This is a genomic window from Pseudomonas sp. MPR-R2A5, assembly GCF_058793055.1.
In genome coordinates this window covers 95,187-114,321 of sequence record NZ_JBXAFK010000009.1, presented here as the reverse complement: position 1 = coordinate 114,321, position 19,135 = coordinate 95,187, and the positions used below count along the sequence as shown (strand labels likewise).

Annotated in this window: 16 protein-coding genes; 6 read left to right on the top strand and 10 right to left on the bottom strand. The window is 56.0% G+C overall.

From position 1 onward, the window contains the following. Positions 1 to 42: 42 nt before the first annotated feature. The 5 genes from AC1Q6I_RS09655 to argH form a co-directional block, all read right to left on the bottom strand. Positions 43 to 1,233, bottom strand: coding sequence for an MFS transporter (locus tag AC1Q6I_RS09655; RefSeq protein WP_069076871.1), 1,191 nt, complete (start codon positions 1,231 to 1,233; stop codon positions 43 to 45). Positions 1,234 to 1,381: 148 nt separating this feature from the next. Beyond that, the gene (locus tag AC1Q6I_RS09650; RefSeq protein ID WP_024077024.1) at positions 1,382 to 2,203 is read right to left on the bottom strand and encodes an ABC transporter substrate-binding protein; all 822 of its coding nucleotides are present in this window, start codon (positions 2,201 to 2,203) and stop codon (positions 1,382 to 1,384) included. Positions 2,204 to 2,228: 25 nt separating this feature from the next. After that, positions 2,229 to 2,993 (bottom strand): amino acid ABC transporter ATP-binding protein, encoded by a 765-nt coding sequence (locus AC1Q6I_RS09645; RefSeq protein ID WP_024077023.1) that lies wholly within the window; start codon positions 2,991 to 2,993, stop codon positions 2,229 to 2,231. Positions 2,994 to 3,017: 24 nt separating this feature from the next. Beyond that, on the bottom strand, positions 3,018 to 3,896 hold the full coding sequence (locus AC1Q6I_RS09640; protein ID WP_024077022.1) for an amino acid ABC transporter permease: 879 nt from the start codon (positions 3,894 to 3,896) through the stop codon (positions 3,018 to 3,020). Positions 3,897 to 4,042: 146 nt separating this feature from the next. Continuing rightward, entirely contained in the window at positions 4,043 to 5,470 is a 1,428-nt protein-coding gene (argH, locus tag AC1Q6I_RS09635; protein WP_069076869.1) for an argininosuccinate lyase, read from the bottom strand. Positions 5,471 to 5,663: 193 nt separating this feature from the next. On the opposite strand from argH, the gene AC1Q6I_RS09630 reads away from it, so the two are divergent. Further along, the gene (locus AC1Q6I_RS09630) at positions 5,664 to 6,623 is read left to right on the top strand and encodes a LysR family transcriptional regulator (RefSeq protein WP_069076868.1); all 960 of its coding nucleotides are present in this window, start codon (positions 5,664 to 5,666) and stop codon (positions 6,621 to 6,623) included. A 116-nt stretch (positions 6,624 to 6,739) separates the two neighbouring features. On the opposite strand, the gene AC1Q6I_RS09625 is transcribed toward AC1Q6I_RS09630, so the two are convergent. The 3 genes from AC1Q6I_RS09625 to AC1Q6I_RS09615 form a co-directional block, all read right to left on the bottom strand. Next, a complete protein-coding gene (locus tag AC1Q6I_RS09625) occupies positions 6,740 to 7,387 on the bottom strand; it encodes an HAD-IB family hydrolase (RefSeq protein WP_041161002.1) in 648 nt (215 codons plus the stop codon). A 73-nt stretch (positions 7,388 to 7,460) separates the two neighbouring features. Further along, positions 7,461 to 8,174, bottom strand: a complete 714-nt coding sequence (locus tag AC1Q6I_RS09620) for an HNH endonuclease (RefSeq protein WP_102624547.1) — start codon at positions 8,172 to 8,174, stop codon at positions 7,461 to 7,463. Positions 8,175 to 8,240: 66 nt separating this feature from the next. Next, positions 8,241 to 8,804, bottom strand: a complete 564-nt coding sequence (locus tag AC1Q6I_RS09615) for a BRO-N domain-containing protein (RefSeq protein ID WP_102624546.1) — start codon at positions 8,802 to 8,804, stop codon at positions 8,241 to 8,243. A gap of 494 nt (positions 8,805 to 9,298) precedes the next feature. Between AC1Q6I_RS09615 and AC1Q6I_RS09610 the strand changes: the two genes are divergently transcribed. Beyond that, on the top strand, positions 9,299 to 11,671 hold the full coding sequence (locus tag AC1Q6I_RS09610) for an AAA family ATPase (protein WP_102624545.1): 2,373 nt from the start codon (positions 9,299 to 9,301) through the stop codon (positions 11,669 to 11,671). A 99-nt stretch (positions 11,672 to 11,770) separates the two neighbouring features. Here AC1Q6I_RS09610 and AC1Q6I_RS09605 read toward each other — a convergent pair whose 3' ends face one another. Together AC1Q6I_RS09605 and AC1Q6I_RS09600 are read right to left on the bottom strand one after the other, a co-directional pair. After that, positions 11,771 to 13,021, bottom strand: coding sequence for a ribonucleotide-diphosphate reductase subunit beta (locus AC1Q6I_RS09605; RefSeq protein ID WP_024077017.1), 1,251 nt, complete (start codon positions 13,019 to 13,021; stop codon positions 11,771 to 11,773). A gap of 582 nt (positions 13,022 to 13,603) precedes the next feature. Continuing rightward, complete coding sequence (locus AC1Q6I_RS09600) at positions 13,604 to 13,873, bottom strand: DUF2790 domain-containing protein (protein ID WP_069076866.1); 270 nt, start codon at positions 13,871 to 13,873, stop codon at positions 13,604 to 13,606. A 395-nt stretch (positions 13,874 to 14,268) separates the two neighbouring features. On the opposite strand from AC1Q6I_RS09600, the gene acs reads away from it, so the two are divergent. The 4 genes from acs (at position 14,269) to AC1Q6I_RS09580 (ending at position 19,135) form a co-directional block, all read left to right on the top strand. Then, a complete protein-coding gene (gene acs / locus AC1Q6I_RS09595; RefSeq protein WP_024077015.1) occupies positions 14,269 to 16,224 on the top strand; it encodes an acetate--CoA ligase in 1,956 nt (651 codons plus the stop codon). A 649-nt stretch (positions 16,225 to 16,873) separates the two neighbouring features. Then, a complete protein-coding gene (locus AC1Q6I_RS09590) occupies positions 16,874 to 17,659 on the top strand; it encodes an ABC transporter substrate-binding protein (protein WP_024077014.1) in 786 nt (261 codons plus the stop codon). A 91-nt stretch (positions 17,660 to 17,750) separates the two neighbouring features. Further along, complete coding sequence (locus tag AC1Q6I_RS09585; protein WP_024077013.1) at positions 17,751 to 18,440, top strand: ABC transporter permease; 690 nt, start codon at positions 17,751 to 17,753, stop codon at positions 18,438 to 18,440. Further along, positions 18,437 to 19,135, top strand: coding sequence for an ABC transporter permease (locus AC1Q6I_RS09580; protein WP_024077012.1), 699 nt, complete (start codon positions 18,437 to 18,439; stop codon positions 19,133 to 19,135). The genes AC1Q6I_RS09585 and AC1Q6I_RS09580 overlap by 4 nt, the downstream gene beginning before the upstream one ends.

Here is a 19,135-nt window from a genome sequence, read left to right as displayed (position 1 = left end):
AGGGATAACCGGATATTACGCAAATATCAGCCGTGGCAGCGATCAAATGTGCGGGCTGGCCGAAGGGGGGCTAGCCGCCACGCGGCGTCCGCTCAGGAAGCACAGGGTGCCGCCGAGGGCAGTGAGTGCGCCCAGGGCATAAAACATGCTGGTGGGCGCCGCGTTGATCAGCAAATACCCGCAAATCACCGGGCTCATCGCCCCGCCAAACGCGGCCAGGTTCTGTGCCCCGTAGTAACTGCCGCGCAGGGCATCCGGGGCGATGGTGTCGATAAACAGGAACTCGGACGGGTAGATGATCATCTCGCCGAGGGTGAACACAAACATCGCCAGGCACCAGGTGAGCAAGCTGTCGGCCAGGCTGAAGCCGATCAACCCAAGCATGAACAGCAAAGTGCCCAGCACGATCCAGTAGCGCAATTGCTCACGCTTGAGAAACCGCCCGATCTGGTACTGCATCGCGATGACGGTCATGGCGTTACACGCCAGCACCGCCGACAGAATCTTCAGCGCCTCGGCCGGCTTGTAGGCCACCAGCAGAAACTGCGACAGATACAGCGTATAGCGCCCGTGGACAATGGTGCTCAGCAGGCTGCCGCTGGTGAACAGAATCAACGTGCGGTCGCTGCGCAAGGTGCGCAGGGTACTGAGAAAACTCAAGGGTCTGTGGCTGTCATCCCGTTGCGTCGGCGGGATACCGATCATCAGGAACACACTGCCAAAGGCAATCGCGCTGGCGATCAGGAAGGGCGCCAGTTGCATGTGGCCGGCAATCACCACGCCGACCATCGGGCCGGTGGCGTAGCCGACATTGGTCAGGGTATAGCGCAGGGAAAACACCTTGGCGCGATCGCCCACCGGCAGGTTCTCGCTGATGATGGCTTTGGAGCCGATCAGGAACAGCGCTGACGCTGCTTCGGTGATGACCAGGGTCAGGGTGGTGAGGTAGAGGTTGCTGGCAAACGTCAGTAACAGAAAGCCGATGGCGCTGGAGAGCATGGCCAGGATCAGCAGCTTGCGCTTTTCCAGGCGGTCGATGATATAGCCGCCATACAGGCCCAGCAGTGTGGCGATAAACACCGCGATGCCCATCAGCAGGCCGATGTCCTGCTGGTTGAGGCCCAAGCGCGTGCTCAGCAGCAGCGCCAGCAGTGGGCTGGTCATGGCGCGGCTGACCACGATGGTCACCGAGCAAATCATCAGGCGGCGGATTACCAGGGAGTAGGTGGCCACGGTAGGGCGGATGTCCTTGTCAGGTGCCTTGGTGTTCTGTAGGAGCGAGCTTGCTCGCGAAGATCGTCAACGATAGCGCGGGCTTTCTGATTGCCCGCGGTGCTCTCGGGTTTTTCGCGAGCAAGCTCGCTCCTACAGTGGGGACGGGTTACTGGCCGGCGTTGATGCTGATCTTCTCGACCGCACCCTGTTCCAGATCCCACTTCTTCAGGATCTTGCCGTAGGTCCCGTCATCGATCATGCCCTGCAACGCCTCACTGATCGCCGTGACCAGCCCGGTGTTGCTCTTCTCGATCCCCAGCCCGGTGAACTGCTTGGAAATCGCCAGGCCCACCGGCTTGTACTTGCCCTTGTCCAACGACATCAAATAAGGAATCGTCTCGCTGCCCTGCATCGCCGCGTCCAGGCGGTTCTGCTGCAACTGCGCCCGCGCATCCGCCGAGCCTTCAGTGCCGATCACCACGATGGCGGGTTTACCCGCGGCTTCGCAGTTTTCCTTGCTCCACGCGGCAATTTCCGACGGCCAGGTGGTGCGGCGGCTGGTGCCGACTTTTTTACCGCACAGGTCGGTCAGTTCCTTGATCTCTTCACGCTTGGCCAGGGTGTACAGCTGCGGGCCGCTGGTGAAGTAGTCGATGAAGGTCACGGATTTCTGGCGCTCGGCGGTGTCGCTCATGCCCGACAGCACGATGTCCACGCGCTTGGTGGTCAAGCCGCTGAGCATTTGCTCGAAGCCGGTTTCCTGCCACTTGATCTTCACACCCAGGCGCTCGGCCAGGGCGTTGCCCAGGTCGAAGTCGAAGCCGGTGAGCTTATTGGTGGCCGGGTCCTTGAAATCCATCGGCGGGTAGTTCGGCACGATGGCCGCGCTGATCTCACCCTTGTCCTTGATTGCCGCCGGCAATGCCGCCAATACACCGGTGGAGGCCATCAGGCCTGCGAGCAACGTTGGGATGAACAATTTTTTCATGGGGGCGTTCTCGTTAGTTTTTTAGTTAAGTGCGAACGGCAGAAATAAAGCTTTGGGTACGCGGGTTTTGTGGGCTTATTAGAATTTCTTCAGGGCTGCCGGCTTCCACAATCTGGCCTGCATCCATAAACACCATGCGGTTGGACACTTCGCGGGCGAAGCCCAACTCATGGGTGACCACGATCATGGTCATGCCGGTGGTGGCCAAATCGCGCATCACCGACAGCACTTCTCCTACCAGTTCCGGGTCGAGGGCTGAGGTGGGTTCGTCAAACAACATCAACTTGGGGCGCATCGCCAACGCGCGGGCAATCGCCACACGCTGCTGTTGCCCACCGGACAATTCCACCGGGTAGGCATTGCGCTTGTCCGCCAGGCCAACGCGGGCGAGCAACTCCAGGGCGTCCTCCGTGGCTTCCTTGGGCGAGCGCTTGAGCACCTGGCACGGGCCTTCGACGATGTTCTGCAACACGGTCATGTGCGGGAACAAATTGAAGCGCTGGAACACCATGCCGGTGGCCAGGCGTTGGCGCGCGATCTGCACTTCATTCATCTCATGCAGCTTGTTGCCGACCACGCGGTAACCCACCAGTTCGCCGTCGACCCACAGGCCGCCCTTGTCGATTTTTTCCAGCTGGTTGACGCAGCGCAGCAGGGTGCTTTTACCCGAGCCCGACGGGCCAATGATGCACATGACTTCGCCTTGCTCGACCTCGATATTGATGTCGCGCAACGCGTGATACTGGTCGTAATACTTGTTCAGGTTGACGGCCTTGACGATGCTTCTCATGGGGCAAATCTCCTCAACCCAGACTTACGAACGCTTGCCGGCGCCGCGGGCAAAACGACGCTCGAGGCGGCTTTGACCAAATGAAAGAACTGTCACCACCGCCAGGTACCAGATGCCGGCGACGATCAGCAGCTCCATGACCCGGGCGTTGGCGTAGTAGATGTTTTGCGCGTTGTGCAGCAGCTCCGAGTACTGGATCACACTGGCCAGGCTGGTCATTTTCACCATGCTGATGAACTCGTTGCCTACCGGTGGAATGATCACCCGCATGGCCTGCGGCAGAATGATCCTGCGCAGCGCCTGCAGGCTCGGCATGCCGATAGACTTGGCCGCTTCGTACTGGCCGGTATCCACCGACAGCAGGCCGGCGCGCACCACCTCGGCGGTGTAGGCGCCCTGGTTGATGCTCAAGCCGAGCAGGGCGGCCACGAATGGCGTCATCAGGTCGACGGTGTCGATGCTGAACAGGCCGGGGATCGCGATCACCGGGAAGATCAACGCCAGGTTGAACCACAGCAGCAACTGCAAAATCAGCGGTGTACCGCGGAACAGCCAGGTGTAGGTGATGGCCACGTAACGCAGGATCGGGTTGGCCGACATGCGCATGATCGCCGTGATCACCCCGATCACCACGCCCAGCGCCATCGCCAGGATCGACATGACGATGGTATTCACCAGGCCCCAAATGATGGCCTCAGACGTGAGGAACTGACCGATGTAGGACCATTCGATTTGGCCATTGGCAAACGCGCGCAACAGCGCGGCCAACACGATCACGATCAAGGTGGCAAAAAACATCCGCCCGTAATAGCGACGTGGCACGTGCTCGTACTGCGTGATATCGAACTGGTTCTCGGACAACTTACGCTCAGCTTCCAAGCGCTCGGCCGGGGTTTGGTTCATGGTTCTACTCCAAATGCTGTACACAGCCTTCCACTGTAGGAGCCAGCTTGCTCGCGAAGATCGTCAACGATAACGCGGGAAACCTGATGCCCCGCGGTGTTCCTAGGTTCTTCGCGAGCGAGCTCGCTCCTACAAGGTGAAGGTGTTCAAATTCTGAAACCGGTGTAGGTGTCGGCCCATTGCTGCTGAGCAGCCAATGCCGTTTTCAACCGCCCAATCTGCTCCCGCACCCGCTCTGGCGCCGTCCCACCCCATCCACTGCGTGCCGCAATCGCCGCTTCCAGGGTCAGGCAATCGCGCACCTCTGGCGTCAACCGCGCATCCACCTCCGCCAGCATTGCCGGCGAGGCTTCCCACAACTCAATCTCATGCTTCTCGCAGGCCTGCACCAAGGCGCCGGTAATCTCATGGGCCTCCTTGAACGGCACGCCACGGGTGGCCAACCAATCCGCCACTTCCGTCGCCAAGGTAAAGCCCATCGGCGCCTGGCGCCGCAGCTCCTCCACCTGGACCTTCATGGTCGCGACCATCCCGGCCATCGCCGGCAGTACCAGCAACAAGGTGTCCACACTGTCCAACACGCTGTGTTTGTCCTCGCTCAAATCGCGGTTGTACGACAGCGGCAAGGATTTGAGCGTCGACATCAGCCCGGTCAGGTTGCCGATCAACCGCCCAGCCTTGCCCCGGGCCAATTCAGCAATGTCCGGGTTCTTTTTCTGCGGCATGATCGAACTGCCGGTGGCGTAGGCATCGTCCAATACCACCCAACGAAACTGGCGCGACGACCACAGGCAAAACTCCTCCGACAGCCGTGAAATATTCACTCCGAGCATGCCCGCCACAAACAGGAACTCCGCCACATGGTCGCGACTGGCGACGGCATCGATCGAGTTTTCGCACGGCCCGGTGTAGCCCATTTCCTTGGCTGAATGTTCCGGCTGTCGCGCAATCGCCGAGCCGGCCATCGCCGCCGCACCCAACGGTGACAACGCCGTACGCGCATCCCAATCCACCAGGCGCTGGACATCGCGCAACATCGACTGCGCGTGGGCCAGCAAGTGATGGGCGAACACGATGGGTTGCGCCTGCTGCAAATGGGTAAAGCCGGGGCAGATGCTCTCGACATGCTGCTCAGCCTGTTCCACCAACGCCTGCTGCAAACCCAACACCTCGGTGGTGATGGTGCGCGCATGGTCGCGTAGGAAAAGGCGCAAATCGTTGGCGGTTTGATCATTACGCGAACGCCCGGCGCGCAGCTTGCCGCCCAATGCGCCCAGGCGTTCGGTCAAGACGCGTTCGATAAAGGTGTGTACGTCCTCGTCATCCAGGGTGGGATGCAGGCGGCCGGCGGCGAAGTCTTCACCGATGCGGTCCAGGGCCTCGAGGGTGCGCAAGGTCTCCGATTCATCCAGCAGACCGGCGCGCTGCAACTCACGGGCATGGGCACGGGAGCCGGCCAGGTCGTAGGGCGTCAGGCGAAAATAGCGCTCAGGGCAACGGGACAATGCGGCCAACGCAGCAGACGGACCGGTCTTGAAACGAGCGCCCCAAAGGCGGTCGGTGGGCTGGGACATGGGTATTCCTCACGCTTGTTTTTAGAAGAGTCGGAGGCAGTAAAAAAAGGTTTTCAACTAAACTGAATCAGCGTCTGGCGCGCCGTATTCAAGGTTGCCAAGGGCGGATGTTTATGTTCATTATCGCCGCCTGGCTATGTTCAAGGATTGGGTTGAAGCCTGTTGAATATGGCACTTGAGGTCAACGCGTATTATGGAAACTCCACTTTCCACTTCTGGAAACCTACCGCCAAAACCCGGCACAAGACCGCCCCTGCAACTCAGTGGTTTGGATTTCAAACTGCTGCGGGTATTTATGGCCGTGGTCGAAGCTGGCGGCTTCAGCGCTGCGCAAAACGAGCTGAACGTGGGCCTGGCGGCCATCAGCAAACAGATCTCCGACTTGGAAATCCGCATCGGCATGCGCCTGTGCACACGGGGCCGAGAAGGCTTCGGGCTGACCGAAGAAGGCAAGTTGGTGTATCAAGCGTCCATCGAGTTATTTACCTCGGTAGACAGTTTCAGAGACAAGCTTAGTTCGGCGCAAAATGAACTCATCGGCGACCTTAGTGTGGGCGTTATTGATAACACTGTCTCCGACGTTAATTCACCGCTGATTGCCGCGCTTGGCAACTTACATAGCCAATCACCAAAAATAAGATTACGCCTGCATGCCTCGCAATTGGACGAAGTTGAACGCGGTGTGGTGGAAGGGCGCTTGATTGTCGGCATCGTCCCCGTGTACCAGCGCCGCGAAGAGTTCGACTACTTCCCGCTCTACGAAGAAAAGGCCCACGCCTACTGTGCCGTAGGACATCCGCTCTTCACCGCGAACGACATTACCCCCGAGGTGCTGCGCCAATATGAAGTGGTCAACCATCGGTATGCGATCCATCGCGACAAGGCCACCTTCGTCAATTACGACAGCCAGTCCGCCTCGGCCTCGCAAGTCGAAGCCGTCGCTATCCTGATCCTCACCGGTCGTTTCCTCGGCTTCCTGCCGGAACACTACGCCGCGCCATTGGTAAGGGAAGGGCGCCTACGCGCACTGTGCCCGGAACACGTGCACCTGAGCACCGTCTTCAACCTGATCCTGCGCCACAACGCGCCAAGAAGTCCGCTGGTAAAAGCCTTTGCCACCGCCCTGGGCGTAGACCTCAAAGCCACGACATAACGTTCACGACAAACGCCGATCTACCGGATCACAGAAATCAAATGTGGGAGGTCTCGAGCTTTAGCGAGGCACCGATGGCATCGACTCGGTGTTCCAGCCGATCCCCATTACCCGCATCATCGCTGCAACCGAGCCCGCTTTTTCTTCTTCGCATGAAAATGCCGAAAATGCGCATCCTGCGCCGCCGCCAGCAGCTCCCGATCCCCGCGTGTATCGCCCCAGGCCCGCAGTCGATACTCCCCCAGGTCCCCATACACCGCCTCGAGCCGCAGCACCTTATTCTCACAGCGGCAATTATTTCCGGTGAGCTTGCCGGTCAACACCCCGTCGACCACCTCAAGCTCAGTCCCGATCAACTTGATCCCCAGCCGATTCGCAAACGGCTGCAGCACCAACGCCGGCGACGCTGAACACAACGTGACCTCCGCCCCGGAGCCCAACTCATGCTCCACCGACAACACCCCCGCCGGGCGCATCAACCGCGCCCAATTGCGCTGGCAATACTCCTCGGCCTTCTGCTGCACCCACGTCTTCTCCACCCCGGTCATAAAGGTGCGGATCAACTGCGCCTTCAACTCATCCCGGCTGATCTGCCGCACCAAAAAACGCAGCCCAGGCACCGCCAGCTTGACCATCCGGCCATAAAACTCGCCAGGGCCAAAGGCAAACTTGAGGAAGGGCACGAAACTGTCGTGGTGGGTCAGGGTGCCGTCGAAGTCAAAGACGGAAAGTACTTTGGCGTCAGCGGGGCCGGCTTCGAGCATGTCTGGGTTCACGGGTTGGCCTCGGTCCTATCTAGTATTTTTTTGAGTGTGCATCAGGTGTGACAGCAGGAGTTTACTCCCGTGCCAATCTTCCGACCTTGGCGTAAAGCCCCTCGGTGAAAGCCTCCCGGTCAGTCGACCGGTGACAACGCTGATGGCAATTGGGGCACAAGGCTACAGCATTGGTGATGCGATCCGAACCCTTCTGGGCGAGGTGCTTGACGTGATGTACTTCAAGAAATGGCAAGCCGTCGACCTCGAACGGCGCGTTAGAGCCGCAGCCTTCGCAGATGCCCTTGGCTTCTTTCGGTACCCAGGCGCGGACCTTTGGATCGCGAACAAAGGCGGTGCTGACGGTCGAGACCTTCAGCGGCTGGGCAATGCCGTCCGGTAGCTGAGTGAAAGGTTGCTGCTGCAGTTTGGACGCGCGGCGGATAAGCGTTTGCTCGTCTGCTGTTTGGGCCGCGTCTTCGGATTCGAATACACCCTGCGCGGCAAGCGCTTGGCGGATACGTTGCTCCACGCCTGTGCCCACGTTCTTCGCAGGCTTATAGCCTTCGATGCGATCCCAGCCCATACGCACAAACACGGTGGAGATATTTTGCATGCGGAATTCGATGGAGCCCTTTGCACGGCCTGCCACCGGGCCTTCGCGTAGAAGGCGGTTTTCGAGAGCTTTGTTGAAAGGTTGGCCGCTCTTTTCCCAGGCCAACATCTTCAGGTACGCCTCGACCGCAGCTGCCAACTCCGCGTCGCTCCAGTCCGTTTTGTCTTTCGTAGTATCCATACAGCCGCCGAGGGTAGAAAACCCTCGGACGATACTGAGTGTCTATTATTGCGTCTACGAAATTTCCTACAAGCTGGAGGGATTTGGCGGTCGTCTGCGTGAGTAGATTCGCTGATTTATTAGGAAAGGTTGAGTGAGCTTGCGCCACCACGGAGTCCTTGCTGACTCTTTCCGGTAGGTTCGATTAACCAATAGATATGGCATGTCTCTGAGGCGAATCCAGCCTTCATCCTGCCAGTGCAGCAGGTTCAACGACATCTCCGGCCAGTCCAACATGCTTAACAGCGGCCGCTCCACTGTTCGCGGCTGACGTTCGTCCCGCAATGTCGGAACGACTTCATGGGTGAGCCAGCTACGGAGTAGGCGATTCCCCGGTGTGTAGTGATAGACCAGCAACGCGTATGCACCGGACTCGCTAATCATCAGCATTTCTTCCGGCTGGCCGTGGAACAGCAGATTTACGGTCCTTCGCTGGTCTTCATCGAGCTTGCGAGTCGTTCGCTCATCCAGGTACCACCCCATCAACCGCCCAAGATCGCGAGCGCAGAACCAGGGTTGGTTTTCCAGAAGGAGGGCGTGTAAAGGAAGGTTTAAACGAGTAAAGACGGTGGGAGAAAAAGGGTCAGGCATGGCACACCTCCGCGAGGAGAAGCGCTTGTGAGGTGACACAAACAGATACAGGCATTTCCATTACCTCTACTTGATAGCTTTCTTAGGGCTAAGGCGCCGGGAGTTAAGAAACCCCAAGTAGAAGGCCGGACATATTCCCCTTTCGGGTCTTGTATTCGCCCACTCCCGACATAGCAGAGTCTTTTCCTGCGCCCACGAAAAAACCGTAGGCGCAAAAAAACCACATCTTTCGGGAGCGGTCAGGCCGCTACTTGAGGCGTTTCTTAGGCGCCGGACGGTGAAGGTTATGAGCTAGCACCTTAGATGGTCAAGCTTCAGATTTTGTAACAGTTTGTCTGGGCCGGAGCTCCGAGTTAGGGATTTCTGGTCTATGCTCCGGATATCGTGAAGGCATTTTGATATGACTGGGCTGAGGCCTGATTACGACCGCCTCACGAAATTAAGGCAACTCAGCAATTAAATTTAGCTTCTGAAATCATAAGAGTAACCATGGAATGTTCAAAAAAATAAAGAAAATTAAGGGCATGGCAGTATATTCAGATTTCGATTGGGACTCCACGGTGAAAGATGGAAGCGGACGCCCAAGCGATTTTAAGGCAGTAAATATTCTATATGGTAGAAACTATTCTGGAAAAACTACTCTGTCTAGGATCTTTAGGTCGCTTGAATTAGGAGTTCTATCTGATAAATACCAAGCGCCAAAGTTTGAATTTGAGCTTTCTGCCGGTGGTTTTTTTAACGAGGCTCAGATCCCTTTTTCTCAGTGTAAGGTCCGAGTTTTTAATGAGGATTTTGTTAAGGAAAACTTAAGATTTATTGTGGATGATGAACAGAGTGTAAATTCATTTGCAATATTGGGTGATGATAATAATCGGTTGGAACTAGAGATACAGGCAAAAGAGGCTGAGCTAGGAAGTGATGAAACTGGCGGAAAGATTGGTGTTTATAACTCTCTGTTGACTGAATTTCTTGTTGCTAAGAAAGAAACTGAGTCAGCGGTTGCGGCCCTTGAATCCAAAGTTACGGACAAGGCTAATAATAAAACGACAGGGATTAAGCATAATCGACTGTACGGTGATGCTACCTATAATGCTCCAAAGTTGATAAAGGATATTGACGAGGTTCTTAAGGACGGATTTACCTGTGTTGAAGATGTCAAGGTGCAGGGGTTGGAGTCTTTGTTGAGAGAGGAGGTTAAAGCTGAGATTCCATCTTTTTCGTTCTTTGAGCCAACATTTTCAAAGTTGTATTCTAAAGCACAGCAGTTGGTTGAGGTCAAAATAACTGTCACTCAGCCGTTGAGGGATTTACTTGAAGATAATCTTTTAGAAGATTGGGTTAGAAGGGGGCGGGGGTTGCATCAATCAGCTCGAACTGATTGTGGGTTTTGTGGTGCGCCATTGCCTAATGATCTGTGGGAGAAATTAGATCTCCATTTTAATAAAGAGTCCGAAGAGCTTCGGAGACAGATAGACCAGTTATTATCAATCATCGATTCAGAACAGAGTAGGTTTAGGGGTGATGGAAAAATAGATGTTTCTCAATATTACTCTACCTTTAGAGAAGGTGTGCTAGAGGCTGAGCTGAAGTTGAATATACTATTTGGTCAATATGTTGAAAATTTGGGTGCAGTAGCTGACTCGTTGAAGGAAAGACTTAAGGATATATTTCACGGTAAAGAGCTACCAACTATCGAGGATTTGAGCAGCGGTATTTCAGATGTCTACGATGCGTTAGAGAAATATCGTACTGATTCAAATAAATTTACCAGTGATTTGGCTGGCGAAAAAAGACGTGCTCAAACCTCGTTGAAATTGAGAGAGGTCTTTAGATTTGTGTCGGATATAAAATTTTTAGATGAGAAGGAGAAAATAGCTGGACTTGAAAAAAATCGTAACGAGAAAAATGTGGACTTGGCTAAGGCTAAAGCTGAGATGGACAGGGTTTCAGCTGAGATTGCCTCCTTAAAAGCTGAGCTAAAGGACGAAAGTAAAGGCGCCGATCGCGTAAATATTTACTTGAATGATTTTTTTGGTCATAGAGCGTTGTCTTTGAAGTCGGAAGAGATTGAAGGTGGATTTAAGTTTGAGGTTATACGAAACGGGGCTAAGGCGCATCATTTGAGTGAGGGGGAATGTAGTCTTATAGCGTTTTGTTATTTTATGGCGAAGCTTCATGATATCGAAACTAAAGGATTTAAGCCGGTTATTTATATTGATGATCCGATTTCGAGTTTGGATAGTAATCATATCTTTTTCATATTTAGCCTGATTAGTAGTGAAATTGTTGCTGCTGGGAACTACTCTCAATTATTTATTTCAACTCATAATTTGGACTTCTTGAAGTATCTAAAGCGGTTGGCTCCATTGGATGTAAATGGTATCAATCAGGAGAGAAGATATTTCATGATTGAGAATTCGAATGGTAAAAGTAGTTTGAGAGTTATGCCGGGTTATTTGAAATCATATGTTACGGAGTTTAATTATCTTTTTCATCAGGTGTTTAAATGCGCTAACGCAGCAGATGTGCCTGTAGAGCAAGAACATGAGTGCTATTATAATTATGGGAATAATGCGAGAAAGTTTTTGGAGGCTTTCTTGTACTTTAAATATCCTAATGCTAACGAAAAGGATAATAATAAATTGGAGCGTTTTTTTGGAAGTGATAGTAAGGCGTCGATGCTTACGGAAAGAATTCATAATGAGTACTCCCATTTGGCGGGAGTTTTTGAGCGAAGTATTAATCCAATTGATGTTCCGGAGATGAAACGATCCGCTCAGTTTATTTTAAATAAAATTAAGGAAAAAGATCCAGACCAGTACTCAGCATTCTTGGAGAGTATTGGTAGCCCGGTAGTGAATTTCTAGGGGGTAATTTTTGGGGAATGTATTTTTGTTTACTTATTTTTAAAATAAGCCCCCTAAAACGGGGGCTTTTTATTCCTATGGCTTAAGATGACACAGGAATCAATCCCAGCTCAACGCCCCACCCGTCTGATACTCAATCACCCGGGTCTCAAAGAAATTCTTCTCTTTCTTCAAGTCCATGATCTCGCTCATCCACGGGAACGGATTGGTCGTGCCTGGATACTCTTCCTTCAAGCCAATCTGCGACAGGCGACGGTTAGCGATGAACTTGAGGTAATCCTCCATCATCGCCGCGTTCATACCCAGCACGCCGCGCGGCATGGTATCGCGCGCATATTCGATCTCCAGCTGCGTCCCTTGCAGGATCATCTGGGTCGCTTCTTCCTTCATTTCGGCATCCCACAGGTGTGGGTTTTCGATTTTGATCTGGTTGATCACGTCGATACCGAAGTTCAGGTGCATCGACTCGTCGCGCAGGATGTATTGGAACTGTTCGGCGACGCCGGTCATCTTGTTGCGGCGGCCCATGGACAGGATCTGGGTGAAGCCGCAGTAGAAGAAGATGCCTTCCAGCACGCAGTAGTAGGCGACCAGGTTGCGCAGCAGTTCTTTGTCGGTGTCGACGGTGCCGGTTTCGAACTTCGGATCGGAGATCGAACGGGTGTACTTCAGGCCCCAGGCGGCTTTTTTCGCCACCGATGGGATCTCGTGGTACATGTTGAAGATCTCGCCTTCATCCATGGCCAACGATTCGATGCAGTACTGGTAGGCGTGGGTGTGGATCGCTTCTTCGAAGGCCTGGCGCAGGATGTACTGGCGGCACTCCGGGTTGGTGATCAGGCGGTACACGGCCAGGACCAGGTTGTTCGCAACCAGGGAGTCGGCAGTGGAGAAAAAGCCGAGGTTGCGCATGACGATGCGGCGCTCGTCGTCGGTCAGGCCTTCGGGGTTTTTCCACAGGGCGATGTCGGCGGTCATGTTGACCTCTTGCGGCATCCAGTGGTTGGCGCAGCCGTCGAGGTACTTCTGCCAGGCCCAGTCATACTTGAAGGGCACGAGTTGGTTGAGGTCGGCGCGGCAGTTGATCATGCGTTTTTCGTCAACGGCGACGCGGGCGGAAGCGCCTTCGAGTTCGGCGAGGCCTTCGGCGACGTCGAGTTTGTCCAGGGCCGCCTTGGCGCGCACGATGGCGGCGGAGTCACTGGCGGTGACGGCGCGGGCTTCGATGGCGGCAGCGGCGCCGGCACCGTCGAGGCGGTCCATGTTGGCTTCGGTGGCGTGGCCGGCGTTGGCGCCTTTGGTGGCTACTTCGCCGTCTTCTTCTTTGTCGAATTCGTCCCAGCTCAGCATGACGTGTCGTCTCCTGCGTGAGGGCTCAAAGGTGCCCGTGTGAAACCGGATGGTTGGGTGTTCACACGACCCTCGGGCCGCGGTGGATCTTAAGGAATCGTTTGTTGCAACCGCTGGCGCAGGCATTAAACGGAATAGGGTCACGGGTGCTCTGCGTGAGGCTTGAGAGGCGGAGCGACAGGTGCATGCTCCAGCGCAGGCTCAGGTCTGGCTCTTCATCCCAGTGTAAAGGGATATTGCAGGCCCGATTTACCCGCGCATTATAGGGAAAAATTCGACTTTGTGTTGCGGCGGATGGTCTCGGAGGAGGGCCGCAATGGCGTGGTTTTCGGCCAAAGCGTGTGTTTGCAAGGCTTTGCTGGGGTTGGTTTTTTTTGAGGGGCGATGAGTGGCTTTTTGCGGGGCGGATGCAGGGGGGCGGGGCGTAGGGGGTAATAGCGTAATAGAGGTGCGTCGGCTGACGCTATCGGGGGTAAGCCCCCTCCCACATTTGGTCTGCGGGGGGTCAAAGGCCGGTTCTTGGCCGCAAGAACGATTTCTTGCGGCAAACAAGATCAAGTTCAAATTGAACTAACGAAGTGTTTATCCGTTAGAGCAACCATTGCCCATAACCTTGTAATTAAGAATGTGGCGCTGACCTTGGGAATCTTCATATTCCATTTTTACCGGTACCACTTCGCAAACTTCTGGAATGGTGCTCATGGACAATACTTTGGCCACGTCCAGTTTGGTGCTGTAGGTGTAGTCCTCGACAATCGGGGCTTTCTGGCCGGCCAGCTCAGTCGGGGCCTCATCGGCCAGGGCGGCGGTGGCGCACAAGCTGCTGAGGGCCATAACTAATAAAGCTTTCATTTCTCTATTTACCTTCTTCAGGGCGAAAGGGGTCACGGGGCCTTTGTGAGGCCACGTGTGTAACTTAGGGTTGGTAAGTTCGGATTAACGTGCCTTCGTGGGGGCTGTTACGTTGTTAATCACAGTGCCTTGTTGGCGGAGTTGATTTTAGGCCCGCAGGTTATATTCATATACCCGTGCTTTTGATAAACACTATTGGCGGTTTTTGTAACAATCCCGTGGTAAAGGTTTTTTCATCAGGCAGCCAAGCCACGCAGGCCGCGGGCCAGAGGCCCGTAGAGGGATAGCAGGGCAATTTGTAGGGTCTTGTTACTACCATCGTCGAATGGTTCTATAGGCCCACCCCGGCTACAACTGGGCCATACAACAACAACTATGTCACCGAGGTAAGAAAGATGAGTGCGGCTTCCCTGTACCCCGTTCGCCCCGAAACAGTCGCCAACACGCTGACCGACGAGGCGACCTACAAGGCCATGTACCAGCAGTCGGTGGTCAACCCCGATGGTTTCTGGCGTGAGCAAGCCAAGCGCCTTGACTGGGTCAAGCCTTTCACCGCGGTGAAGCAGACCTCTTTTGACGATCACCATGTCGACATCAAGTGGTTCGCTGATGGCACCCTGAACGTTTCCTACAACTGCCTGGACCGTCACCTCGCCGAGCGTGGCGACCAGGCAGCGATCATCTGGGAGGGCGATGACCCTGCCGAGAGCCGCACCATCACCTATCGCGAGCTGCATGAAGAAGTCTGCAAGTTCGCCAACGCCCTGCGTGGCCAGGATGTGCACCGCGGCGACGTGGTGACTATCTATATGCCAATGATCCCTGAAGCGGTGGTCGCCATGCTGGCTTGTGCCCGCATCGGGGCGATCCACTCGGTGGTATTTGGCGGCTTCTCACCGGAGGCCCTGGCCGGTCGCATCATCGACTGTAAGTCGAAAGTGGTGATCACTGCTGACGAAGGTATCCGCGCCGGTAAGAAAATTCCGCTGAAGGCCAACGTCGACGACGCGCTGACCAACCCGGAAACCAGCAGCATCCAGAAAGTCATTGTGTGCAAGCGCACCAATGGCAGCATCAAGTGGAACCAGCATCGCGACATCTGGTACGAAGACCTGATGAAAGTTGCGGGCACCGTGTGCGCGCCAAAAGAGATGGGCGCCGAAGAAGCGCTGTTCATCCTTTATACCTCCGGCTCCACCGGCAAGCCTAAAGGCGTGCAGCACACCACCGGCGGCTACCTGTTGTACGCGGCCCTGACCCACGAGCGCGTGTTCGACTATCGCCCAGGCGAAATCTTCTGGTGCACCGCCGACGTCGGCTGGGTCACTGGCCACACCTATATCGTCTACGGCCCGTTGGCCAATGGCGCGACCACGCTGCTGTTCGAAGGCGTGCCGAACTACCCGGATATCACCCGGGTGGCGAAGATCGTCGACAAGCACAAGGTCAATATCCTCTACACCGCACCGACCGCGATCCGCGCAATGATGGCCTCCGGCACCGCCGCCTGCGAAGGCGCCGATGGCAGCAGCCTGCGCCTGCTCGGTTCGGTGGGTGAGCCGATTAACCCGGAAGCGTGGGACTGGTACTACAAGAACGTGGGTCAATCCCGTTGCCCGATCGTCGATACCTGGTGGCAGACCGAAACCGGCGCCACCCTGATGAGCCCGCTGCCAGGCGCCCATGCGCTCAAGCCGGGTTCGGCGGCACGGCCGTTCTTCGGCGTGGTACCGGCCTTGGTGGACAACCTGGGCAACATCATCGAAGGTCCTGCCGAAGGCAACCTGGTGATTCTCGACTCGTGGCCAGGCCAGGCCCGTACCCTGTACGGCGACCATGACCGTTTCGTCGACACGTACTTCAAGACCTTCCGTGGCATGTACTTCACGGGTGACGGTGCCCGTCGCGATGAAGATGGTTACTGGTGGATCACCGGCCGTGTGGATGACGTGTTGAACGTGTCTGGCCACCGCATGGGCACCGCCGAGATCGAAAGTGCCATGGTTGCCCACCCGAAAGTCGCGGAAGCGGCGGTGGTGGGTGTGCCGCACGACATCAAGGGCCAGGGCATCTATGTCTACGTCACGCTGAAAAACGGCGAAGAGCCGAACGAAGCGCTGCGTCTGGAGCTGAAGAACTGGGTCCGCAAGGAAATCGGCCCGATCGCTTCGCCGGATGTGATCCAGTGGGCACCGGGCTTGCCGAAGACGCGCTCGGGCAAGATCATGCGGCGTATCCTGCGCAAGATCGCCACGGCCGAGTACGACGGGCTGGGGGATATTTCCACCTTGGCTGATCCGAGTGTGGTGGCGCATTTGATCGAGACGCACAAGACCATGAACGCCGCGTAACGCGGGGTAGGTGGGAAAGAGCCCCATTCGGTGTATGCCGAGTGGGGCTTTTTTTGTGGTCTCTCAAAACCACTGAGGATCCCATGTGGGAGGGGGCTTGCCCCGATAGCGCCGGGTCAGCTCACAAATAAGTGACTGACTACCGCTATCGGGAGCAAGCCCCCTCCCACATTTGGATCTCCACCAGTCAAATAAATATCGGTTTCCCTGGTAGGACGTTTCTGAATGTTACTGTCACCTCTAAATGTGTAACCCTATGCTCGAACATGAGGCAAAGGGCTACGCTCATGCCCTGAAAAACCGCGTTTTAGACACCCCCAGAAATAAGATTAAACGCCAGACTTGCCGTGCCAGAAGGGTTTGCGAATAATAGGCCCGCAATTTGCAGTATCAATAGGTTTAATGTCTTTTGCCTCTGCATAAAATTCAGAGGCTGTCAATGTGCTGGAACCGCTTTCTCGGTGCTTCTGTAAATTGTTGTCGCATTGAGGAAATATCGGCTTCCGGCCTGTCGTTAGAATGCCGATCACTCGCTCGTCGTCGCAGGTGTAGCCCGCGTAGGACGCAGCACCGCTATTCGGTTTCACTCAGTCGCATCGTGGGCCATGGCTCATACTGCTGTTTTGCCCTATACCGATGGAGTCCCAAGATGAAGAAACTCGTGCTGTTGGGCGCCCTGGCGCTGTCCGTGCTGTCCATGCAGGCTTTCGCTGAAGGCAAGCCTCTGAAAATTGGTATCGAAGCGGCTTACCCTCCGTTTGCCTCGAAGGCGCCGGATGGCAGCATCGTCGGTTTTGACTACGACATCGGCAACGCCCTGTGCGAAGAGATGAAGGTCAAGTGCACCTGGGTCGAGCAGGAGTTCGACGGCCTGATCCCGGCGCTGAAAGTGCGCAAGATCGACGCGATCCTGTCGTCCATGTCCATCACCGAAGACCGCAAGAAGTCCGTGGACTTCACCAACCGCTACTACCTGACCCCAGCGCGCCTGGTGTTGAAGGAAGGCACTGCGGTCAGCGACAGCCTGGTTGAACTCAAAGGCAAGAAGATCGGTGTGCAGCGCGGTTCGATCCATGACCGTTTCGCCAAGGAAGTTCTGGAGCCTAAAGGCGCCACCATCGTTCCTTACGGCACCCAGAACGAAATCTACCTGGACGTGGCTGCCGGTCGCCTCGACGGTACCGTGGCCGACGCAACCCTGCTGCAGGACGGCTTCCTGAAGACTGACGCCGGCAAAGGCTACGCGTTCGTGGGCCCAGCCTTCACCGACGTCAAATACTTCGGCGACGGCGTAGGTATTGCCGTGCGCAAGGGTGACAAGGAAAACCTGGAGCGCATCAACGCCGCTATTGCCGCGATCCGCGCCAATGGCAAGTACAAGCAAATCCAGGACAAGTACTTCGACTTCGATATTTACGGCGCTGACGCCAAGTAATTCATCGCAGCTGTCTGTCCGAAATGGCGCAAGCAACAGAATTCCTGCGGTTTGCGCCATTTTTTCATCCCCCTTTTCGAGGACCTGAATCATGTTGAAAGGCTACGGGGCCGTCATCCTCGATGGCGCATGGTTGACGCTTCAGCTCGCCTTGTCGTCCATGGCCTTGGCCATTGTTCTGGGTCTGATCGGGGTCGCGTTACGCCTGTCGCCGGTGCGCTGGTTGGCCTGGCTGGGTGACTTGTACTCCACGGTGATCCGCGGGATCCCCGACCTGGTGCTGATCCTGCTGATTTTCTACGGCGGCCAGGACTTGCTTAACCGCGTCGCGCCGTTGCTCGGCTATGACGACTATATCGACTTGAACCCCTTGGCCGCCGGTATCGGCACCCTGGGTTTCATCTTTGGCGCCTACCTCTCGGAAACCTTCCGTGGCGCCTTCATGGCCATCCCCAAGGGCCAGGCCGAAGCCGGCCTTGCGTATGGCATGAGCAGCTTCCAGGTGTTTTTCCGGGTGATGGTGCCGCAGATGATCCGGCTGGCGATCCCCGGGTTTACCAACAACTGGCTGGTACTCACCAAGGCTACCGCGCTGATTTCGGTGGTGGGCCTGCAAGACATGATGTTCAAGGCCAAGCAGGCGGCAGATGCCACCCGCGAGCCTTTTACCTTCTTCCTCGCAGTGGCGGCGATGTACCTGGTGATCACCAGCGTGTCGTTGCTGGCCTTGCGTCATCTTGAGAAGCGCTACTCGGTAGGCGTAAGGGCGGCTGATCTATGATCTTCGACTACAACGTCATCTGGGAGGCCATGCCGCTGTACCTCGGCGGCCTGGTGACCACCCTGAAATTGCTGGCTTTGTCGCTGTTCTTCGGCCTGCTCGCCGCCTTGCCCCTGGGCTTGATGCGTGTGTCCAAGCAGCCGATTGTCAACGGCATTGCCTGGCTCTACACCTACGTGATCCGCGGCACGCCGATGCTGGTGCAGCTGTTCTTGATCTACTACGGGCTGGCCCAATTCGAAGCCGTACGCGAGAGCTTCCTGTGGCCGCTGCTGTCCAGCGCCACCTTCTGCGCGTGCCTGGCCTTTGCAATCAACACCAGTGCCTACACGGCCGAAATCATTGCCGGTAGCCTCAAGGCCACCCCGAATGGCGAGATTGAAGCGGCCAAGGCCATGGGCATGTCGCGCTACAAGCTGTACCGCCGCATCCTGTTGCCATCGGCCCTGCGTCGCGCACTGCCGCAGTACAGCAACGAAGTGATCATGATGCTGCAGACCACCAGCCTGGCATCCATCGTCACCCTGATCGACATCACCGGTGCCGCACGCACGGTGAACGCGCAGTACTACCTGCCGTTCGAAGCCTATATCACCGCTGGCGCGTTCTACCTGTGCCTGACCTTTATCCTGGTGCGCCTGTTCAAGTTGGCCGAGCGCCGCTGGCTGAGCTACCTGGCTCCACGGAAGCACTGA

Coding starts and splice junctions, on each gene's coding strand:
- AC1Q6I_RS09650 (WP_024077024.1), bottom strand. CDS start 2,203: ATGAAAAAATTGTTCATCCCAACGTTGCTCGCAGGCCTGATGGCCTCC.
- AC1Q6I_RS09645 (WP_024077023.1), bottom strand. CDS start 2,993: ATGAGAAGCATCGTCAAGGCCGTCAACCTGAACAAGTATTACGACCAG.
- AC1Q6I_RS09640 (WP_024077022.1), bottom strand. CDS start 3,896: ATGAACCAAACCCCGGCCGAGCGCTTGGAAGCTGAGCGTAAGTTGTCC.
- argH (WP_069076869.1), bottom strand. CDS start 5,470: ATGTCCCAGCCCACCGACCGCCTTTGGGGCGCTCGTTTCAAGACCGGT.
- AC1Q6I_RS09630 (WP_069076868.1), top strand. CDS start 5,664: ATGGAAACTCCACTTTCCACTTCTGGAAACCTACCGCCAAAACCCGGC.
- AC1Q6I_RS09625 (WP_041161002.1), bottom strand. CDS start 7,387: ATGCTCGAAGCCGGCCCCGCTGACGCCAAAGTACTTTCCGTCTTTGAC.
- AC1Q6I_RS09620 (WP_102624547.1), bottom strand. CDS start 8,174: ATGGATACTACGAAAGACAAAACGGACTGGAGCGACGCGGAGTTGGCA.
- AC1Q6I_RS09615 (WP_102624546.1), bottom strand. CDS start 8,804: ATGCCTGACCCTTTTTCTCCCACCGTCTTTACTCGTTTAAACCTTCCT.
- AC1Q6I_RS09610 (WP_102624545.1), top strand. CDS start 9,299: ATGTTCAAAAAAATAAAGAAAATTAAGGGCATGGCAGTATATTCAGAT.
- AC1Q6I_RS09605 (WP_024077017.1), bottom strand. CDS start 13,021: ATGCTGAGCTGGGACGAATTCGACAAAGAAGAAGACGGCGAAGTAGCC.
- AC1Q6I_RS09600 (WP_069076866.1), bottom strand. CDS start 13,873: ATGAAAGCTTTATTAGTTATGGCCCTCAGCAGCTTGTGCGCCACCGCC.
- acs (WP_024077015.1), top strand. CDS start 14,269: ATGAGTGCGGCTTCCCTGTACCCCGTTCGCCCCGAAACAGTCGCCAAC.
- AC1Q6I_RS09590 (WP_024077014.1), top strand. CDS start 16,874: ATGAAGAAACTCGTGCTGTTGGGCGCCCTGGCGCTGTCCGTGCTGTCC.
- AC1Q6I_RS09585 (WP_024077013.1), top strand. CDS start 17,751: ATGTTGAAAGGCTACGGGGCCGTCATCCTCGATGGCGCATGGTTGACG.
- AC1Q6I_RS09580 (WP_024077012.1), top strand. CDS start 18,437: ATGATCTTCGACTACAACGTCATCTGGGAGGCCATGCCGCTGTACCTC.